This window comes from Frateuria defendens (assembly GCF_001182895.1).
GTDB lineage: Bacteria > Pseudomonadota > Gammaproteobacteria > Xanthomonadales > Rhodanobacteraceae > Frateuria_B > Frateuria_B defendens.
Window position 1 is genome coordinate 1 of sequence record NZ_LFQR01000133.1, and the last position, 17,891, is coordinate 17,891.

19 protein-coding genes and 1 pseudogene are annotated in these 17,891 nt (G+C 71.1%); 11 read left to right on the forward strand and 9 right to left on the reverse strand.

The features are described 5' to 3' along the window. Positions 1-419 (reverse strand): annotated as a pseudogene (gene minC, locus ACH65_RS15440) (septum site-determining protein MinC); the annotation flags it as partial. Further along, the gene (locus ACH65_RS15445) at positions 416-1,039 is read right to left on the reverse strand and encodes a GNAT family N-acetyltransferase (protein WP_049623514.1); all 624 of its coding nucleotides are present in this window, start codon (positions 1,037-1,039) and stop codon (positions 416-418) included. The gene ACH65_RS15445 and the pseudogene minC, both read right to left, overlap by 4 nt. 203 nt (positions 1,040-1,242) lie before the next feature. On the opposite strand from ACH65_RS15445, the gene ACH65_RS15450 reads away from it, so the two are divergent. The 7 genes from ACH65_RS15450 to ACH65_RS15480 all read left to right on the forward strand — a co-directional run bounded on the left by ACH65_RS15450 (position 1,243) and on the right by ACH65_RS15480 (position 9,806). Further along, a complete protein-coding gene (locus ACH65_RS15450) occupies positions 1,243-2,460 on the forward strand; it encodes a sensor histidine kinase (protein ID WP_049623554.1) in 1,218 nt (405 codons plus the stop codon). A gap of 109 nt (positions 2,461-2,569) precedes the next feature. Next, positions 2,570-3,211 (forward strand): response regulator, encoded by a 642-nt coding sequence (locus ACH65_RS15455; protein WP_049623515.1) that lies wholly within the window; start codon positions 2,570-2,572, stop codon positions 3,209-3,211. A 365-nt stretch (positions 3,212-3,576) separates the two neighbouring features. Next, on the forward strand, positions 3,577-4,971 hold the full coding sequence (locus tag ACH65_RS15460) for an SRPBCC family protein (RefSeq protein ID WP_049623516.1): 1,395 nt from the start codon (positions 3,577-3,579) through the stop codon (positions 4,969-4,971). Between the two features lie 184 nt (positions 4,972-5,155). After that, positions 5,156-6,094: an ABC transporter ATP-binding protein gene (locus tag ACH65_RS15465; RefSeq protein WP_049623517.1), complete on the forward strand. Its 939-nt coding sequence runs from the start codon at positions 5,156-5,158 to the stop codon at positions 6,092-6,094. A gap of 142 nt (positions 6,095-6,236) precedes the next feature. Beyond that, positions 6,237-6,971, forward strand: a complete 735-nt coding sequence (locus ACH65_RS15470) for an ABC transporter permease subunit (protein WP_049623518.1) — start codon at positions 6,237-6,239, stop codon at positions 6,969-6,971. Beyond that, a complete protein-coding gene (locus ACH65_RS15475) occupies positions 6,971-8,854 on the forward strand; it encodes a GldG family protein (RefSeq protein WP_049623519.1) in 1,884 nt (627 codons plus the stop codon). Before ACH65_RS15470 ends, ACH65_RS15475 begins: the two co-directional genes overlap by 1 nt. Positions 8,855-8,933: 79 nt before the next feature. Continuing rightward, positions 8,934-9,806: a cytochrome c oxidase assembly protein gene (locus ACH65_RS15480; RefSeq protein WP_049623520.1), complete on the forward strand. Its 873-nt coding sequence runs from the start codon at positions 8,934-8,936 to the stop codon at positions 9,804-9,806. A 98-nt stretch (positions 9,807-9,904) separates the two neighbouring features. Here ACH65_RS15480 and ACH65_RS15485 read toward each other — a convergent pair whose 3' ends face one another. Further along, entirely contained in the window at positions 9,905-10,363 is a 459-nt protein-coding gene (locus tag ACH65_RS15485) for a copper chaperone PCu(A)C (RefSeq protein WP_049623521.1), read from the reverse strand. Beyond that, entirely contained in the window at positions 10,360-10,986 is a 627-nt protein-coding gene (locus ACH65_RS15490) for an SCO family protein (protein WP_049623522.1), read from the reverse strand. The genes ACH65_RS15485 and ACH65_RS15490 overlap by 4 nt, the downstream gene beginning before the upstream one ends. Positions 10,987-11,068: 82 nt before the next feature. On the opposite strand from ACH65_RS15490, the gene ACH65_RS15495 reads away from it, so the two are divergent. Further along, positions 11,069-11,491, forward strand: coding sequence for a DUF423 domain-containing protein (locus ACH65_RS15495; RefSeq protein ID WP_049623523.1), 423 nt, complete (start codon positions 11,069-11,071; stop codon positions 11,489-11,491). Between the two features lie 43 nt (positions 11,492-11,534). After that, positions 11,535-11,930: a hypothetical protein gene (locus ACH65_RS15500; protein ID WP_053096283.1), complete on the forward strand. Its 396-nt coding sequence runs from the start codon at positions 11,535-11,537 to the stop codon at positions 11,928-11,930. 248 nt (positions 11,931-12,178) lie between these two features. On the opposite strand, the gene ACH65_RS15505 is transcribed toward ACH65_RS15500, so the two are convergent. The 3 genes from ACH65_RS15505 to ACH65_RS15515 all read right to left on the reverse strand — a co-directional run bounded on the left by ACH65_RS15505 (position 12,179) and on the right by ACH65_RS15515 (position 14,895). Then, on the reverse strand, positions 12,179-12,367 hold the full coding sequence (locus ACH65_RS15505; protein WP_049623524.1) for a type II toxin-antitoxin system antitoxin: 189 nt from the start codon (positions 12,365-12,367) through the stop codon (positions 12,179-12,181). A gap of 90 nt (positions 12,368-12,457) precedes the next feature. Continuing rightward, positions 12,458-13,318, reverse strand: coding sequence for an SPFH domain-containing protein (locus tag ACH65_RS15510; RefSeq protein WP_049623525.1), 861 nt, complete (start codon positions 13,316-13,318; stop codon positions 12,458-12,460). Positions 13,319-13,383: 65 nt separating this feature from the next. Further along, the gene (locus tag ACH65_RS15515; protein ID WP_049623526.1) at positions 13,384-14,895 is read right to left on the reverse strand and encodes a transglutaminase-like domain-containing protein; all 1,512 of its coding nucleotides are present in this window, start codon (positions 14,893-14,895) and stop codon (positions 13,384-13,386) included. Positions 14,896-15,004: 109 nt separating this feature from the next. Here ACH65_RS15515 and purT point away from each other — a divergent pair, with 109 nt between their 5' ends. Further along, positions 15,005-16,186, forward strand: a complete 1,182-nt coding sequence (gene purT, locus ACH65_RS15520; RefSeq protein ID WP_049623527.1) for a formate-dependent phosphoribosylglycinamide formyltransferase — start codon at positions 15,005-15,007, stop codon at positions 16,184-16,186. A 193-nt stretch (positions 16,187-16,379) separates the two neighbouring features. After that, positions 16,380-16,613 (forward strand): hypothetical protein, encoded by a 234-nt coding sequence (locus ACH65_RS15525; RefSeq protein WP_049623528.1) that lies wholly within the window; start codon positions 16,380-16,382, stop codon positions 16,611-16,613. Positions 16,614-16,680: 67 nt separating this feature from the next. Here ACH65_RS15525 and ACH65_RS15530 read toward each other — a convergent pair whose 3' ends face one another. Both ACH65_RS15530 and ACH65_RS15535 read right to left on the reverse strand, forming a co-directional pair. After that, a complete protein-coding gene (locus tag ACH65_RS15530; protein WP_049623529.1) occupies positions 16,681-17,394 on the reverse strand; it encodes an arginyltransferase in 714 nt (237 codons plus the stop codon). 101 nt (positions 17,395-17,495) lie between these two features. Next, positions 17,496-17,882 (reverse strand): putative signal transducing protein, encoded by a 387-nt coding sequence (locus tag ACH65_RS15535; protein WP_049623530.1) that lies wholly within the window; start codon positions 17,880-17,882, stop codon positions 17,496-17,498. Positions 17,883-17,891: the final 9 nt, after the last annotated feature.

A 17,891-nucleotide genomic window follows, 5' to 3' on the forward strand; every position in this document is an offset into this window, starting at 1 on the left:
GGCTCGGGCGCCGGCGGCTCGGCCTGCCGCGCGGGCGCCGGCGCCGGGGCGGGCGTCGCGGCCGGCTGGCCGGCGGCCGGTTCGTAGGCGGCGCGGAACTTGGCGATCAGCGGCAGGCCCATGCGTTCGGCCAGCGCCTCGGTGGCGCTGGTGCCGTAGGCCAGGCCCACCGGCAGCATGCCGGCGCTGCGGATGGCTTCGAGCAGGGCGTCCACGGTGCCGTCGTCGGGCAGCGCGGGCAGGTAGCTCAAGTCCAGCACCACGGCGGCGCGGGCGAACAGCTGCGGGGAGGAGCGCACGCGGCGCTCCAGTTCCTCGCACAGCGCGGCGGCGTCGACGCGGCGCAGGCGCACGCAGGCCATGCCGACCTGGCCGAAGCGCAGGTCGCAGGCATCAGTGGTATCCATCGTGGCATTCATGGCAGCCGCTCCCCGGCGAGGCGGCGTTGTTGTTGTGGGTCGTCGGACGCCGGCCCGAGGCGCTCCGCCAGCCAGGCCTCGGCGGGCAGGCCGCCGTGCTCGAGATAGGTTTCGCGCACGTAGGCGAAGCTCGGCAGGTCCTTAGCCAGCAGGCTGACCTGCGGGCCGTCCTCGCCCATGCGCTGCTGGCCCACTTCCTGGAAGCCGTAGGTGCCGTGGAACAACACCACCACGTCGTCGCGCGGCTCCAGGAACACCTCGCAGGTGAGCAGCGGCACGCGCACCTCGGCGTAGCTGGTGGCGTCGCAATAGAAGATGCGGCCCAGGCCGTGGCGCCGGTAGGCGTTGGCGATCACGATGCGGTCGATGTAGACGAACGACGGGTAGTGCTCGCGGAACCAGCGGTAGTTGGGGCTGCCGTAGTCGCGGCCTTCGCGCATGGCGATCAGGAAGCCGGCGATCTCGCCGTCGATCTCGGCCACGCGGAAATAGTCGGCGTGCTCGTAGAAATAACGCAGCTGCGTGGCGTTGAGGGCGAGGATGGAGCGGCCGGCGGTGTTGTTGAGCGCCAGTACGGCATCCAGGTCGTGCTCGCGCACGTCTCGGATGGCTAGGGCCATTCGTAGCTCCGCATGATGAGGAATCGGACCAGGCCCGACTGGCGGCCTGCACGGGCGGCATTATGGCATGCGCGGGCGGGCGGCACACCCGGGGCGACGATGTAAAACCTTTGTAAATCGCGACGCTGCATGGCTTCCGGCACGGGGTCGACAATGACTTCTCGCGCATGGCGGAGGCCTTGCGCTGGCCTATCATGCCGGGCATGGCCTGGACCAACTTTAACCACATCCGACTGCTGCGTTACGTCGGCCTGTTCACCTACATCTGCGTGGGCGTGCCGTTGCTGCAGGGGGACTGGGGGCTGGCCGCGGTCAGCAGCCCGTGGAGCCAGAGCCCCGCGCTGGTGGGGTGGGCGATCAGCTATGTGCTGTTCGGCGTCAGCTACCTCGGGTTGACCGCCGACCTCCAGGCGCGGCCGAGCCTTCTCAAGATGGCCGGGCTGGTGGTGATGACGGTCTCGGCCATCGTCGTGGGCTGGTGCAGCCAGTCGGGCCTGTCCGCCATGCTCATGGTGGTGATCTCGGTCGTGCTGCCGTGGCTGCTGCCCCTGTCGGCCGCACTGGTCTGGATGCTGGTGCAGAACCTGCTGCTGATCCCGATCATCGCCAACTACCCCAACTGGACGGTGGTGACGGCAGCGCTGCAGGTCTGCATGTACCTGGGCATTTCGGCGATCACCTTCTTCACCTCCACCGTCGCCCGCCAGCAGGCCGAGGCGCGCGAGGTGCAGCGCCAGCTCAACTCCGAGCTGCGCGCCACCCGCGCGCTGCTGGCCGAGTCCACCCGCATCGCCGAGCGCATGCGCATCGCGCGCGATCTGCACGACCTGGTGGGGCACCACCTCACCGCGCTCAGCCTGAACCTGGAAGTGGCCAGCCACCTGGCCAACGCGGAGGCGGCCGAGCACGTGCGCAAGGCGCAGGCCACCGCCAAGCACCTGCTGTCGGACGTGCGCGAGGTGGTCAGCGAGCTGCGCCAGGACGATGCGGTCGACCTCACCCAGGCGCTGCGCAGCCTGATCGAGGGCGTGCCGGGCCTGGCCGTGCACGTGAACACGCCGCCGCGCTTCGGGGTGGAGGATCCCGGCCGGGCCCAGGTGCTGCTGCGCTGCGCGCAGGAGATCATCACCAACACGGCCCGCCACGCCGGCGCGCGCAACCTGTGGCTGAAGTTCGACTACCTCGACGCCAACCTGCTGCAGCTGTATGCCCGCGACGACGGCCGCGGCGCGGCGCAGTTCCACCCGGGCAACGGCCTCTCCGGCATGCGCGAGCGGCTGCGCGAGTACGGCGGCCAGGTGGTGGTGGAGTCCGCCGTCGGGCAGGGCTTCGCGCTTACCGTGCAGTTGCCGCTGGGCGAGGTGCTGACCTTGCCGCACACGCCCTCGCGGCTCGAGCCGCCGGCGATCAGCGTGCCATGAACGCGGCGCCCGCTTCCCCACCCGCCGTCGCGTGCCAGAATGGCCGGCGACGCAGGGCCGCGCCGGGCCGCCGGCATGCCCGTGTCATTCCTGTCTCCGAGGGTTCACGATGATTTCCGTCTGTCTCGTCGACGACCAGAACCTGGTGCGCCAGGGTATCCGCTCGCTGCTCGGCCTGGCCGAGAACATCCAGGTGGTGGCCGAATGCGCCGACGGCGCCCAGGCGGTGCTGGAGATCCCGCGCATCAAGCCCGACGTGGTGCTGCTGGACCTGCGCATGCCCAACATGAGCGGGCTGGAGGTGCTGCAGACGCTGTCGGCGCGCAACGAGCTGCCGGCCACCATCATCCTCACCACCTTCGACGACGACCAGTTGGTGCTGCAGGGCCTCAAGGCCGGCGCGCGCGGCTACCTGCTCAAGGACGTCTCGCTGGAGCAACTGGTGGAGGCGGTGCGCACGGTGGCCGCGGGCGGCTCGCTGGTGGCGCCGATGGTGACCCAGCGTCTGCTGGCCGGCGTCGGGCGCATGCAGAACCAGTTCACCAGCCTGGAGCAGCCCGACCCGCTGACCGAGCGCGAGACCGAGATACTGCGCCTGCTCTCCGGCGGCTACAGCAACAAGGAGATCGCCAACTCGCTCAAGGTGGCCGAGGGCACGGTGAAGAACCACGTCTCCAACATCCTCTCCAAGCTGGGCGTGCGCGACCGCACGCGGGCGGTGCTCAAGGCGCTGGAGCTGGGCATCGTCTGATCGGCAAGGCGCTGTGCGGGGAGCACGCGCCTCGTTCCTTGGGCCTTGGGGGAAGTGCGGCCGGGCCGAGGGAATAGCCGTCCAATCTTCACCGACGACTTGTCGCAGCGTGCTTTCGCGCGCGGCGCCGGGGCGTCGGGCGCGGGCCCGAAACGGCGCCGCGGCGCGGCTTGCGGCGCTTTCCGCGAGGCCGGGAAGGGATGCTGCGGAGCGGATAGCGTTCCTGTCGGCGAGCAAGTAACATCCAGAGCTTCGGTCCGTGCCGCCTCCAGGGGTGCCAATGTTCCGGGACAGGGGTCCCGGGATATGTGCGGCCGGACGAAACCTTCAAGCGCTGCGTGCAAACGCTCTGGAGAACCTTGGTAATGATGCGTGTTCTTGAATTTCTCGTGGCCGTGCTGATCGTGGCCATCGTCGGTGTCGTAGTGGGCGTGGCGATGCCCAGCAGCGGCCATGTGGAGCGGCAGCAGGTCATCGGCAAGGACATGCGCCAGGTCTACGACGTGCTCAGCAACTTCCGCCGCTTCCCCGACTACTCGGTGCTGCGCACCTACGACGCGAAGGTCCAGTACAGCCTGTCCGGCAAGGCCTATGGCCCCGGCGCCGAGCTGAGCTGGTCCAGCAGCGACAGCAAGGTGGGCAACGGCAAGCTCGCCATCGCCAGCGCCGAGCCGAGCTTCGACAAGGTCGACGGCACCGCCAAGACCGCCACCATCGTGTGGAGCATCGACAACGGCTGGCGCGGCGACGACAAGCACTTCACGCTGGCCCTCGAGCGCCAGGGCAACCGTGGCCAGCTGACCCAGGTGACCTGGTCGTACGACGTGTCGTACGGCTTCAACCTGGTCAGCCGCTACTCCAACCTGTACATCCACGGCGATCCGGACTCGTTCATCCAGTTCAGCCTGAACAATCTGCAGACCGCGATGGCGACGGTGCCGAACATCGACTACGGCAAGCTGATCCCGTACATCGAGCAGACCAAGCCGACGCCGCTGCTGGTGGTGCCGACCACCATCGAGCGCAAGGGCGGTCTGGACGCGCTGGACCAGGCTACCGCCAAGGCCGAGGGCGAGATCCGCACCGCGGCCAAGAAGCTGGGCGTGAACGTGGTAGGCCCGCGCATCGTCTTCACCACCAACTACGGCGACCAGAACTACGACTTCGACGTGGCGTTGCCGATCGACGCCACCAGCCTGACCGTGAACGGCCAGAGCCAGGAGCTCGCCGCCGCGCAGGCGCCGAAGCTGGACGAGGCCAACCCGGCCGCCGCCGGCAGCGCCCCGGCCGCCGCCGGCAGCGCCCCGGCCGAGGCCAGCACCGCCGCGGCGCCGGCCGCCGACGCCAAGCTGGCGCCGGGCGACCACGACCGCTTCGGCCGCCTGGTGATCGACAGCAACGTGCGTGGCGTGCTCGCCTTCGGCGGCCCGGCGCTCAAGGCCTCGTGGAGCGGCACCGCGGCCGGCGTGCCGCAGACCCGCGACATGCTCAAGGCCTATGCGCAGACCCACGGTTACAAGTTCGACGAGGTGGTCAACCGCCTGTACGACATCCTCGCCAAGCCGGAGGAGAAGAAGGGCGACGAGGTGACCAGCTACGCCCGCTTCGACGTCTACCTGCCGCTCGCCGGCGACGTGCCGGCGCAGACGCCGGAGCAGGAAGCCGGCATCAAGCCGCCGTCGCTGGAAGAGGCCCCGGCCTCGTCCTCCTCGGCGCCCGCCCCGGCGGGTTCCGCGGCGGCCCCGGCCGGCGGCGAGTAAACAACGCCCCGCGGTTCCCGAAGACCCTGCCTGCGGCCGCAGGCAGGGTTTTTTTGTGGGCCCGCTCCCGCGCCGCCGGCGCCGGCCAAACCCATTGGCCCATGGGCGGGCCGCTGCGGGAACCTTTGCGCGGCACTGCGGTACATTGCCCCGAGCGGCGCGCGTCGCCGAAACCCTACAGAGCATGATCGAGACCGACCGACTCACCCGCTGCTACGGCCACCTCACCGCGGTGGACGCCCTGTCCATCCGCGCCGAGCCGGGCCAGGTGCTGGGGCTGCTCGGTCCCAACGGCGCGGGCAAGACCACCGCGATGCGCATGATCGCCGGCTTTCTGGCGCCGACCTCGGGCACCGCGCGAGTCTGCGGCCACGACGTGGCGCGCGAGCCGGTCGCCGCGCGGCGCGCGCTGGGCTACCTGCCCGAGGGCGCGCCCGGCTACGGCGAAATGACGGTGCGCGAGTTCCTGCTCTTCATCATGCGCATGCGCGGCCTGGCCGTGGATCTCGGCCGGCGGCGCTTCGAGGACGTGGTGGCGCGGCTGGAACTGGAGGACGTGCTGGAAAGCCCGATCGACACGCTCTCCAAGGGCCTGCGCCGCCGCGTGGGCCTGGCCCAGGCGATCGTGCACGACCCGCCGGTGCTGATGCTGGACGAGCCCACCGACGGCCTCGATCCCAACCAGAAGCACGCGGTGCGCCAGCTGATCGACGCGATGGCGCGCGAGCGCACCATCCTGATATCCACTCACCTGCTCGAAGAGGTGCACGCGCTGTGCAATCGCGTGGTGATCATCGCCCGCGGCCGCCTGCTGGCCGACGCGACGCCGGCGGAGCTGGAGCAGCGCTCGCGCTACCACGGCGCGGTGTCCTTCAGCGCGCCCGGCAGCGGCATCGCCCAGGAGATGCTCGGCCGCCTGCCGCAAGTGGCGGGCATCGAGGTGGACCCGCTGGACGGGCGCATCACCGTCTTCCCCAAGCCGGGCGCACGGATCCTGGAACCGGTGGAGAACCTGCTGCGCCAGCAGGGCCTGGAGGTGTCCGAGATCCAGCTCGAACGCGGCCGCCTGGACGAAGTGTTCCGGCAGATCACCACCGGCAACGGCGCAGAGGGCAGGGCGTGATGGGCGTGGACGCAAGAAGCGGAGCGCAAGGCATGGGGAAAGCGGCGAGCGCGGCGCTTCGGCCCACGCTCCGTTTCCCGCCATGGGCAGGTTTCGATGCCCGCTTGCCGATTCCCGCTTCCCGGCGCCACGAGACGCACCGATGACCCCCGTCATGGCCATCGCGCGGCGCGAGCTGCGCAGCTATTTCGTGACGCCGATGGCATACGTGTTCCTGGTGATCTTCCTGGTGCTCGCCGGCATCCTCACCTTCTACGCCGGCGACTTCTACGAGCGCGGCGTGGCCGACCTGCAGCCGTTCTTCGCCATGCACCCGTGGCTCTACCTGATCCTGGCGCCGGCGGTGTCGATGCGGATGTGGGCGGAGGAGGCCAAGGGCGGCACGCTGGAGCTGCTGCTCACGCTGCCGGTCAACCTGCACGAGGCGATGCTGGGCAAGTTCCTCGCCGCGTGGCTGTTCCTCGGCCTGGCCCTGGTGCTGACCTTTCCGCTCTGGCTCACCGTGAACTACCTGGGCTCGCCTGACAACGGCGTGATCCTGGCCGGCTACCTCGGCAGCTGGCTGATGGCCGGTGCCTTCCTGGCCATCGGCGCCTGCCTGTCGGCGCTGACGCAGAGCCAGGTGGTGGCCTTCATCCTCACCATGATGGTGTGCGTGCTGCTGATCCTCGCCGGCCAGCCGCAGGTGCTGGACTTCTTCCACGGCGCGCTGCCGCGCAAGCTGGTGAGCGGCGTGGCGCAGCTGTCGATGCTGCGCCACTTCGAGGCGATCGCGCGCGGCGTGCTCGACGTGCGCGACCTGGTCTATTTCCTGCTCACCATCCTCGCCTGGCTCCTCGCCGGCATCCTGGTGCTCGACCTGAAGCGGGTCCGCTGATGCTGCGCCTGCGCACGCCGCCCCGCCGCACCCTGCTGTACGCCGCGCTGGCCCTGCTGGTGCTGGTCTTCGTCGGCCTCGCGCTGGCCAGCGGCCGCTGGCTGCGCTCGGCGCGCATGGATCTCACCGCCGACAAGCTCTACACGCTGACGCCGGGCACGCTCACCATCGTCGACGGCATGCGCCGGCCGCTCCGGCTCACGCTGTATTTCTCCGACCACGCCACCCGCGACCTGCCGCAGCTGCGCAGCTACGAGCAGCGCGTGCGCGAGATGCTGCTGGAGATGGTGGCGCGCTCGCGCGGGCGCATCCGCCTGAGCGTGGTCGACCCGGTGCCGTACTCGGACGACGAGGCCAGCGCCGAAGGCGGCGGCCTCAGCCCGATCAACGGCGGCAGCAACGGCGAGCGGGTGTTCTTCGGGCTGATCGGCACCACGCTGCGCCCCAGCGGCGAGCCGGACGACGGGCGCGACGCGCGCTCGCTGGCGATCCCGTTCTTCGACCCCGCCCGCGAGGCCTTCCTCGAATACGACATCGCCAAGCTGCTGTACGAGCTGGGCGAGCCGACCAAGCCGCACATCGGCGTGGTCAGCTCGCTGCCGGTGAACGGCAATCCGCTGATCGGCGAGCAGCCCTGGACCGTGTTCCGCCAGCTGGAGCAGCAGTTCGAGGTGCACATGATCGACCCCGCGGGCCTCCGGCGCGTGGGCGACGACATCCAGGTGCTGCTGCTGATCCATCCCAAGCGGCTGTCGGACGAGGCGCAGTACGCGCTCGACCAGTACGTGCTGCGCGGCGGGCACCTGGTGGTGTTCGTCGACCCGGACGCGGAGCTCGACAACGCGCCCTACGTGGACAGCAAGGGCGTCACCGACGACCACGACTCGAACCTGCCCCGGCTGTTCGGCGCCTGGGGCGTGGCCTACGACCCGCGGCAGGTGGTGCTGGACCGCTCGCGCGCCTTGCAGATCGAGCTGGCCGGCAGCAGCCTGAGTCACCCGGCGATGCTCGGCCTGGGCGCGCAGGAGCTCAACCGCAGCGACGTCGTCACCTCGAGCCTGCAGCGCATCAACGTCTCCACCGCCGGCAGCTTCGACCTCCTGCCTACCGCCACCACGCGACTGCTGCCGCTGATGCAGAGCAGCACCGAGGCGCAGCGCGTGCCGGTGCAGCGCGTGCTGGAGGCAGCCAGCGATCCGGGCGTGCTGCTGCGGGACTACCGCCCGGCGCAGACCCACGACGTGATCGCCGCCCGCCTGCGCGGCCCCTTCGCCAGCGCCTTTCCCGAGCGCGCCGGCACGGCCGGCCACCTGGCCCGCTCGGGGCCGAACGCCGAGGTGATCCTGATCGCCGACACCGACCTGCTCAGCGACCGCCTGTGGGTGGAGTCGCAGAGCTTTCTCGGCCAGTCGATGCTGAGCGCCTTCGCCAACAACGGCGACTTCGTCACCAACCTGGTGGACAACCTGAGCGGCTCCTCCGCGCTGCTGTCGATCGGCGCGCGCTACACCTCGCAGCGGCCGTTCACCCGCGTGCAGGGCCTGCGCGCGGCGGCCGACCGCAAGTTCCTGCTCAAGGAGCAGGAGCTGGAGCACGAGCTGGCCGAGACGCGCAGCCGGCTGGACGAGCTGCAGTCGGGCAAGGCGGGGCGCGGCTCGGGCATGACCGTGGAACAGAAGCGGGAGGTCGAGCAGTTCCAACAGCGCCGGCTGGCGATCAACAAGGAGCTGCGCGACGTGCAGCACCAGCTCAATGCGGAGATCGACGCGCTGGGCACGCAGCTGAAGGTGCTCAACATCGTGCTGGTGCCGGTGCTGGTGGCCCTGGCCGGCCTGCTCTACGGCTGGCGGCGCACCCGCCGAAGCCGCCGCCAGCGGCCATGACCGCGGCGGCCCGCCGCCGGCGCCGCATCGGGTCGCCGGGCCGGCTGGCCGCACCGCGGCGCCCGCGCGGGTCGGGCCGATGATCGCCGCGTTGCTCAAGTGGATCGTGCCGTGGGAATTCTCCTGGACGTTCCTGGCCGTGTTCCTGCCGGCCTGCGTGCTGTACTGGCGCGGCAGCCGCCGGCTCGCGGTGAGCGCCGGGCGGCGGTTCGCGTTCTGGGCCGGCATGGCGACGGTCTACCTCACCCTGCACACCTATTTCGACTACTACGCCGAGCACGAATTCTTCATGCACCGCATCCAGCAGGTGCTGCTGCATCACCTGGCGCCGCTGGTGATCGTGGCCTCCTATCCGGGCACGGTGCTGCGCGCGGGCCTGCCGCTGGCCTGGCGCGCGCGCGCGCTGCGGCCGCTGGCGCGCGCGTGGCCGTGGCGCATGGCAACGGGCGTGCTGCTGAACCCGGCGCTGGTCACGCTGCTGTTCGTGGCCTTCGTGCTGGTATGGCTGCTCCCCGCGATGCAGACGCTGGCGATGCTGGACTGGCGCATCTACCGGCTGATGAACGGGTCGATGCTGGCCAGCGGCTTCGCCTACTGGTCGCTGACGCTCGACCACCGGCCGCATCCGCCCGGCCGCATGGCGGTAGGCATGCGCGTGCTCTCGCCCGGCATCACGATGACGCCGCAGATCCTCGCCGGCGCCTACATCACCTTCGCCAGGGCCGACCTCTACCCGATCTTCGAGATCTGCGGCCGCGCCTTCGACTTCAACGTGCTCACCGGACAGCTGCTCGGCGGCCTGATCATCTGGGTGCCGGCGGCCCTGGTCGAGGTGTCCGGCGCGCTGCTGGCGCTGCGCAACTGGCTGCGGCTCTCGCGCAACGGGCGCTTGCGCAAGCGCGCCGGGCCACCCCGGACGGGCGGGGCCGCCGGGGCGGCGAGGCACCGCTGAGCGCCAGGCCGCGGGCGGCCTGCTGCCATGCGGCCCGAAGTCCTGAGGGGTGGCGTCGTGCGTGGCGGCCGTGCCGGTCGATCATGGGATCGACACGCTCAACCGCCGTCGGCGGGCCCCGTCGCATTCGCCGGGCGGGCGAGGAAGCCCGCGTCGAGCGTGCTGCCGTCGGCGAAGTGCAGGCGGATCGTCACCGTCTGGCCGGCCTGCACCGGCTGCGTCGCCTCCATCAGCATCAGGTGATAGCCGCCGGGGGCCAGCGCGACCGTGCCGTGGGCGGGAATGTCCAGCGACGCCACCGCGTTCATCCGCGCCATGCCGGTCTCGCTGGTGCTCCGGTGCAGCATCACGTGGCCGTAGGCGGGGCTGCTGGCCTCGCGCAGCACGACAGGCCGGTCGGCATCGTTGCGCAGGACGACGTAGCCGCCCGCGGGCAGGCCGGCGGGAAGCAGGCGGATCCAGGCGCCCCCGGCATGCACGTGGTCGGCCTGGGCGGCGTGCGCGCCGCCGGCGCCGAGCAGGCCAGCGAGCAGTGCGGGCAGGGCGCGTCGGATCATGGTCGGGCTCCGGCTCCGGTGGTGGCGAGCAGCAGGTGCAGGTCGTGCACCAGGTCGTCCTGCGGCGTGGACGGGGTGGCGATCAGGCGCGCCTTGCCGGCGCGGTCGAACACGTAGATGGCCGAGCTGTGGCTGACCTCGTAGCGGCCCTCGCCCTGGTCCGGCTCGCGGGTGAAGGCGGAGCGGTAGCGCTTGCTCAGCGCCTCGATCGCACGTGGCGTGCCGGTGAGGCCCACCGCGCGCGGGTCGAACGCGGAGACGTAGGCGTGCATCACCGGCGGCGTGTCGCGCGCCGGGTCCACGCTCACGAACAGGATGCGCGCGCCGTCGGCCAGCGGCCCCAGGCGCTGCATCGTCACGTGCAGCTGGGCCAGGGTGAGCGGGCACACGTCCGGGCAGTGCGTGTAGCCGAAGTACAGCAGCACCACCTTGCCGCGGTAGTCGGCGCCGGTGGCGGCCTTGCCCTGGTCGTCGGTGAGCGCGAAGTCGAGGTCGGGCATGTGGCCGCCGATGTCGATCAGCCGCCACGGGGCGGCCTCGCGCTGGCAGGCGGCGAGCAGCAGCGCGAGCGCCAGCAGCAGCGCGACGGACAGGAGGCGGGCAGATCGCTGGAACGGCTTCATGCGAGAATCGGCGGGGAGTACCTCCACCAGCATACGACAGCCCTGCCGCTGGAACCGCGCGCGCGGGGCGTGGCGACAAGCGATGCCATCGACTCCCCGTTCATCGACTTCCGGCCCGTCCACTTCCGGCCCGGCCACTCCCGGCAACCGCCAGCGCCTGCTGGTCGCCGCCGCGGGCGCCAGCGCCGTGCTGCTCGGCGCCTTCGGCGCGCACGCCTTGCGCGGCACGCTGGACGACGCCCACCGCGAGTTGTGGCACACCGCGGTGCAGTACCACTTCTGGCACGCGCTGGCCCTGGCGCTCGCCGTGCTCGGCGCGCGCGGGCGCGCCGGGCGCGTGGCCGTCGTGGCCCTCGCGCTGGGCATCGTGCTGTTCAGCGGCAGCCTTTATGCCTTGGCATTGGGCGCACCGCGCTGGACGGGCCTCGTCACGCCGTTCGGCGGCATCGCCTTCATCGTCGGCTGGATCGCGCTGGGGCTCGGGGCGGTGCGCCGGGCGGATTGAGCGCTGTCATCGCGCCGTCATCGCGGCCGGGGAGGATGCCGGCATGCGAGGCCTGTTTCCCGATCGTTCGAGGTTGCGCCTGCCGTCGCCGTGGCGGTGGGGGAGTGCGCTCGCGCTCGCGTTCGAGCTGGCGGCGGGGGCGGGCACGACCTTGGCCTGGGCGTCCGCGGGCGGGCAGGACGAGGCGGTGTCGTTCCGCCCCGTCGTGCACTGGCGCGACGCCGGCTACGACTGGCTGCTGGTGGCGGCTGCCGATACCGACGAGGTGGTGGTCTACGATGCCGCCGACGGCCGTCCGCTGCGCCGGTTGGGGCGCGAGGCCGGGCTGGCGGACGTGGAGCGCGTGGTGCTGCGGGACCGTGGCTTGCTGGTGCTGGGGCGTGACCGGCCCCGAGTGGTGCGGCTGCCGCAGTTGGAGGTTGCGGTGGCCGCGCGCTGAGGAGGCGGTGTTCGCGCGAGCGCAGAACATGCTTGCCTCACTGCGCTTGCTCATCGTTCCAGTGCAGGCCGGACAAGCGCACAGAACGTTCGAAGGATGGCCCCGCAGGGGCGAGCGAAGCGAGTCACCCGGTGCCGCATGTCTGGGTAGGGGACCCCTCGAAGAGCGAAGAGCTGGAAGAAAGAAAGCGCGCGCGGGATGGCCTTCTGCCGAGGGCTTTCACGGGATGACGTGGCGTGGAGCGGCGCTCAGTCCTTGTCGTCCTCCACCGGCGCCGACTGGCCGGGTTTCAGCCGCCCGTTCTTGCGCAGCGCCTCGCGCAGCACGTATTCGATCTGCGCGTTGAGGCTGCGCAGCTCGTCTTCGGACCAGCGCTGCATGGCTTCCAGCACGGCCGCGCTGATGCGCAGCGGGTAGGCTTTTTTCTCGGCCGCCATGCGTACTCAGTGGGCGCGGCGCCGACGCATCGCGGCGGCGATGATGGCGATGATCACGGCAACGGTTCCGGCGGTCATGCGCAGCCTCCTTCAGTGGTAGAGCGTGCCGGCGTTGACCACCGGCTGGGTGCTGCGGTCGCCGCACAGCACCACCAGCAGGTTGCTGACCATCGCCGCCTTGCGTTCCTCGTCCAGCTGCACCACGCCCTGCGCGCGCAACCGCTCCAGCGCCATGCCGACCATGCCCACCGCGCCCTCCACGATGCGTTCGCGCGCGGCCACGATGGCGCCGGCCTGCTGGCGCTGCAGCATGGCCTGGGCGATCTCCTGCGCGTAGGCGAGGTGGCTGATGCGCGCCTCGATCACCTGCACGCCGGCCTTCTGCAACCGGGCCTGGATCTCGTCGCGCAGGTGGTCGTTGATCGCCTCGCCGTGGCTGCGCAGCGCGGGCAGGCCCTCGTCGCGGGCGTCGTAGGGGTAGCTCTGCGCCATCTGCCGCAACGCCGACTCGCTCTGGATGTGCACGAAGTTCTCGTAGTCGTCCACGCAGAACACCGCCTCGGCGCTGTCGAACACCTGCCACACCACCACCGCGGCGATCTCGATCGGGTTGCCGTCGCTGTCGTTCACCTTGAGCTTGCCGCTCTCGAAGTTGCGCACGCGCAGCGAGAGGCGCTGCTTGCTGTAGAACGGGTTGGTCCAGCGCAGGCCCTCCGCGCGGGCGGTGCCGGCGTACTTGCCGAACAGCTGCAGCACCTGGCCCTCGTTGGGCGCGACCTGGAAGAAGCCTTTTAGCGCGAAGCCGGCGAGGCCCAGCACGACCACGCCGGCGGCGAGGTGCCAGATGGCCTCGCCGGCGGTGATCACCAGCCACGCTCCCAATGCGGCCAACGCCAGGCAGGCCAGCACGAAAGGAATGCCGGGAATCGAAAAACCGTTGCGCTCGTTCATGGTGTCCGTCTCCCTGAAGAGCGCAAATTAGATATCAAAAAGATATCAATTTTCAAGTGCCGCTTTCAGGGGCCGGCGGCGCCGGCTCCGGAAGGCGCCGCGACGGCCGGCGCGGTGCCGAGGGTGTCCATCAGGTCCGCGCTGGGCGCGACGCGGTCGATGCGCAGGTTGCCGAACATCCGCGCCGCGGCGAAGAAGCGGGCCGGGTCGCCGTCGCCGACAGCCAGCGCGATGTGGGTGGCGTCGAAGCGGCGCAGGGCGGCGTCGTAGCTCTCCCAGCGCCCGTCCACCCAGGCCTGCACCCAGGCGTGCGGCACGAACACGCGCAGCACGCCGCTGTAGCGGTCGGCGTAGACCATGCCGCTGACCACGCGCGTGGGCACGCCCGCGGCGCGGCCGAGCGCGGCGAGCAGCACGGCGTATTCGGTGCAGTCGCCCTTGCGGGTGCGCGCCACCTCCAGCGCGGAGGCGTAGCCGACGTCCAGGCCGTATTCGGTGATGTAGTCGCTGACGAAGCTGCGCAGCCGCCGCATGCGGTTGCGGTCGTCGCGCGCCTTGCCGGCGGCCTGGATCGCCAGCTGGCGGATCTCGGGGGCGTCGGACTGCAGCCAGTCGGTGGGCTGGCGGTCCAGCGCGGTGGGCGGCGATTCGCTGCCGCGCCGCGCATGGCCGATGTGCAGCAGCCACTGGCCGTCGCCCAGCGGCACCACCCGCTGCTCGTCGGTCGCCACGAACGGCTGCGGGAGGTCGCCGCGCACGTGCATGCGGTAGCTGAGCGGCACGGCGCGCAGGTTGGGTGTGAGCGGGCGCGGCGAGCCGACCATCGCGGCGCGGAACATGTCCACCCGCTGCGTCGGCGCCTGCGCGCAGGCGCGGCTGCAGGCGAGCATCTCCAGCGGCTGGCCGACCATCGCCATGCGACCCTTGCGGGCGATGCCGCGATCGTCGAGCCACACTTCCACCGTCTGCATGCCGCCGGCCAGCATCAGATGCTGCCGCTGGTGGCTGAGCGTCTCGGGGCCGTCGGGCAGCGCGACCCGCTCTTCGCCCAGCACCTCGGTGTCCACCGTGACCACCTGCTGGCTGCCCGGGTCGAACTGGCGCACGCTGTAACGGGTGCCGGGGCGGCGGCCGGCGGCCTGCATGGCGCGGCGCAGGCCCTCGAACATCAGCGCGTCGGCGGGCAGGGCCAGTTCGGTGCTGCGCGACAGGCCGGCCACGCTGGTGGTGACCGCGAAGCGGCCCGGCGCGAGCAGCCGGCCTTCCGTGCTGTTGGCGGCGGCCGACAGTGTGTTGCTGGCGGCGAAGCCGCGCGGCGAGCCGTCCAGGCCCTCCACCGTGCGGCTCATGCTGCCGAGCCTGAGCGTGGTGCCGACGCGGTTGAGTTCGAGGATCAGCGTCTGGGTGGTGGTGACGGCGTCGCCTTCGCGCCGGCGCTCGATCTGGAGCGAGCCGATCTTGCGCCCGCTGAGCAGCACGCTCATCCAGATCGTCTCGCTGTCCGGTTCGGCGGCGGGGGCGACCGGAGCGAGAGCGAGGCAGGCGAGCACCAGCAGCGTGGCGATCCGGCGAAGCATGCGGCGATTCCGGTCGGGGACAGGCGCAGTGGAATCCCCGCCGCGCCGTTCGTCAATGCGCAGTGCATCGCACCGTACAATGGCGTTTTTGTCGCGCCCGGAGAACCCCATGAAGCCGTTCGGCACGCCCCATTCCGACCACACCCTGCGCGTGCTGCTGCTCGGCTCGGGCGAGCTCGGCAAGGAGGTGGCGATCGAGCTGCAGCGCCTGGCGGTGGAGGTGGTGGCGGTGGATCGCTACGCCGATGCGCCGGCGATGCAGGTGGCCCATCGTAGCCATGTGATCGACATGCTCGACGGCGCCGCGCTGCGCGCGCTGATCGAGCAGGAGCGGCCGGACCTGGTGGTGCCCGAGATCGAGGCCATCCACACGCCCACCCTGGTCGAGCTGGAGCAGGGCGGCCTCAAGGTGGTGCCCACCGCGCGCGCTGCCTGGCTCACCATGAACCGCGAGGGCATCCGCCGCCTGGCCGCCGAGGAACTGGGCCTGCCCACTTCGCCCTACCGCTTCTGCGACAGCGAGGCGGCATACCGCGAGGCCGCCGCCGCGCTCGGCTACCCGTTCGTGGTGAAGCCGGTGATGAGCTCCTCGGGCAAGGGGCAGAGCGTGGTGCGCGACGCCTCGCAGCTCGAGCCGGCCTGGAACTACGCGCAATCCGGCGGCCGCGCGGGGCAGGGCCGGGTGATCGTGGAGGGCTTCGTCGATTTCGACTACGAGATCACCCTGCTCACCGTGCGCCACAAGGACGGCACCCGCTTCTGCGCGCCCATCGGCCATCGCCAGGAGGATGGCGACTACCGCGAGTCCTGGCAGCCGCAGCCGATGAGCGAGGTGGCGCTGGCCGAGGCCGAGCGGCAGGCGGCGGCGATCACCGCCGCGCTGGGCGGCTGGGGCGTGTTCGGCGTGGAGTGCTTCGTGAAGGGCGACGCGGTGATCTTCTCCGAGGTGAGCCCGCGCCCGCACGACACCGGCCTGGTCACGCTGATCTCGCAGGATCTCTCCGAGTTCGCCCTGCACGCACGCGCCATCCTCGGCCTGCCGGTGCCGGCGATCCGCCAGTTCGGCCCGGCGGCCTCGTGCGCGGTGCTGGCCGAGGGCGAAGGTAGCGCGCCGCGCTACCACGGCGTGGCCGAGGCGCTGGCCGAGCCGGACACCCAGCTGCGCCTGTTCGGCAAGCCGACGGTGAAGGGCCGCCGGCGCATGGCGGTGACGCTGGCGCGCGACGCGGACGTGGAGGCGGCCAAGGCCAAGGCGATCCGCGCGGCGCAGCGGCTGAAGGTGGAACTGTAGCCGCGTCCGTGGCCGCGTGAGCGGCGTTGCGCAGGCGGCCATGCACATTGGGCATGGCCACGCGCAAGCCGATGGCGCCGTTTGAAACCCTCGCGGCCCTGGCGTCGCCGATCCAGGCGACGAGGCGGCGAACGGCCGGGGCGAGCCGCTGCTCACCGCCGGGGGTGATGCTGGGCGACGACCTGGAGGGAACATGGCCTGCTTCCTGTTCAAGCTGCTCCCGCCGCGTCCGGGTTTTCCGGGCGACATGACCGAGGCGGAGGCGGGCGCGATGCGCGAGCACGTGGCCTACTGGTCCGCTCTGGTGCAGCAGGGCCGGGCGATCGCCTTCGGGCCCGTGCCGATCCGCGCGGCGCCTACGGCATCGGCATTCTCTCGCTGGAGGAGGGCGCCGATCCGCAGCGCCTGGCGGAGGACGACCCGGTGATCCGCGCCGGCTTCGGCTTCGAGATCCATCCGATGCCGCGCGTCGTCGCACGGGTGTAGCGGGGGCGTCAGCCGTCCGGCTCCAGCCTCGTCCAGCCTTCGGCGGTGCGCACTTCCAGCGGGCGGAAGCGGCGCTTGTAGTCCATCTTCGGGTGGCCTTCGATCCAGAAGCCCAGGTACAGCCAGGGAATGCCGCGCCGGCGGGCCAGGTCCACCTGCTGCAGGATGGCGAAGGTGCCCAGGCTGCGTGCACTCTCGTCCGGATCGAAGAACGTATAGACGGCCGAAAGGCCGGTGAGGCAGACGTCGGTCACCGCCACGCCGAGCAGGCGGGTGCCGAGGCGGAACTCCAGGAACAGCGTAGGGCTCCACGGCGCGGTGAGGAAGCGGCGGAAGTCGCTGGCGTCGGCCTCGTCCATGCCGCCGCCGGCATGGCGGCTGCGCAGGTAGTGCTGGTACAGCGTGTGGCGCTCGGCGTTGTAGCCGGCCATGCACTCGACCACGCTGAGGTCGGCGTTGCGGCGCAGGCAGCGCCGCTGCGCGCGGTCGGGGCGGAAATGCTCCACGTCGATGCGGCACGGCGTGCAGGCGCGGCACTGCGGGCACTGCGGAAAATACAGGTGCCCGCCCGCGCGGCGGAAACCGTGTTCCAGCGCCGGCCCGTACAGCCGGTCCAGCTGCGGCGCGGCCGGATCGATCACCAGGTTCTGCGCCGTGCGTTCGGCGTAGTAGCCGCAGGTGTGCGGCAGAGTCTGGAACAGGCGGACACGTTCGGAGCGCATGGCCCGATTCTATGCCCGCGGCGGCGGGTGGTGTCAGCCACCGTCTCGCCGCAGGCGGGGCGCCGCCGCGAAGCGGGCCCGTGCGCAGACGGCGGCGCGGATCAGATCTTGCCCAGGTAGCGCAGCATCAGGATCAGGAACGCGGCGGCCAGCGCGACCAGCACGATGCGGCGGATGCGCACGGCCACGCTCTGCCGCCGCACCGCCGGGCTGCGCTCGATGCCGAGCTCCTCGGCGAAGCGCACCGCCGGCTCGACGCCCAGCTCGCGCAGCAGTTCGCGGGCACGGGTGTGGTCGTCGGCGTGCACCACCCACACCTGCGGCCAGCTGTCGCGGTTGGTGTTGCGCGACTGGTAGCTGGCGCGCTGGTAGCTCGGCTTGTTCCAGTTGGAACGGTTGGTGACGCGGGTCTCGATGCCGTGTTCGGCCATCAGCGCGATCACGCGGTCGACATTGTCCTGGCGGGGCGAGGTGTAGAGCAGGCGCATGCGGCAAGT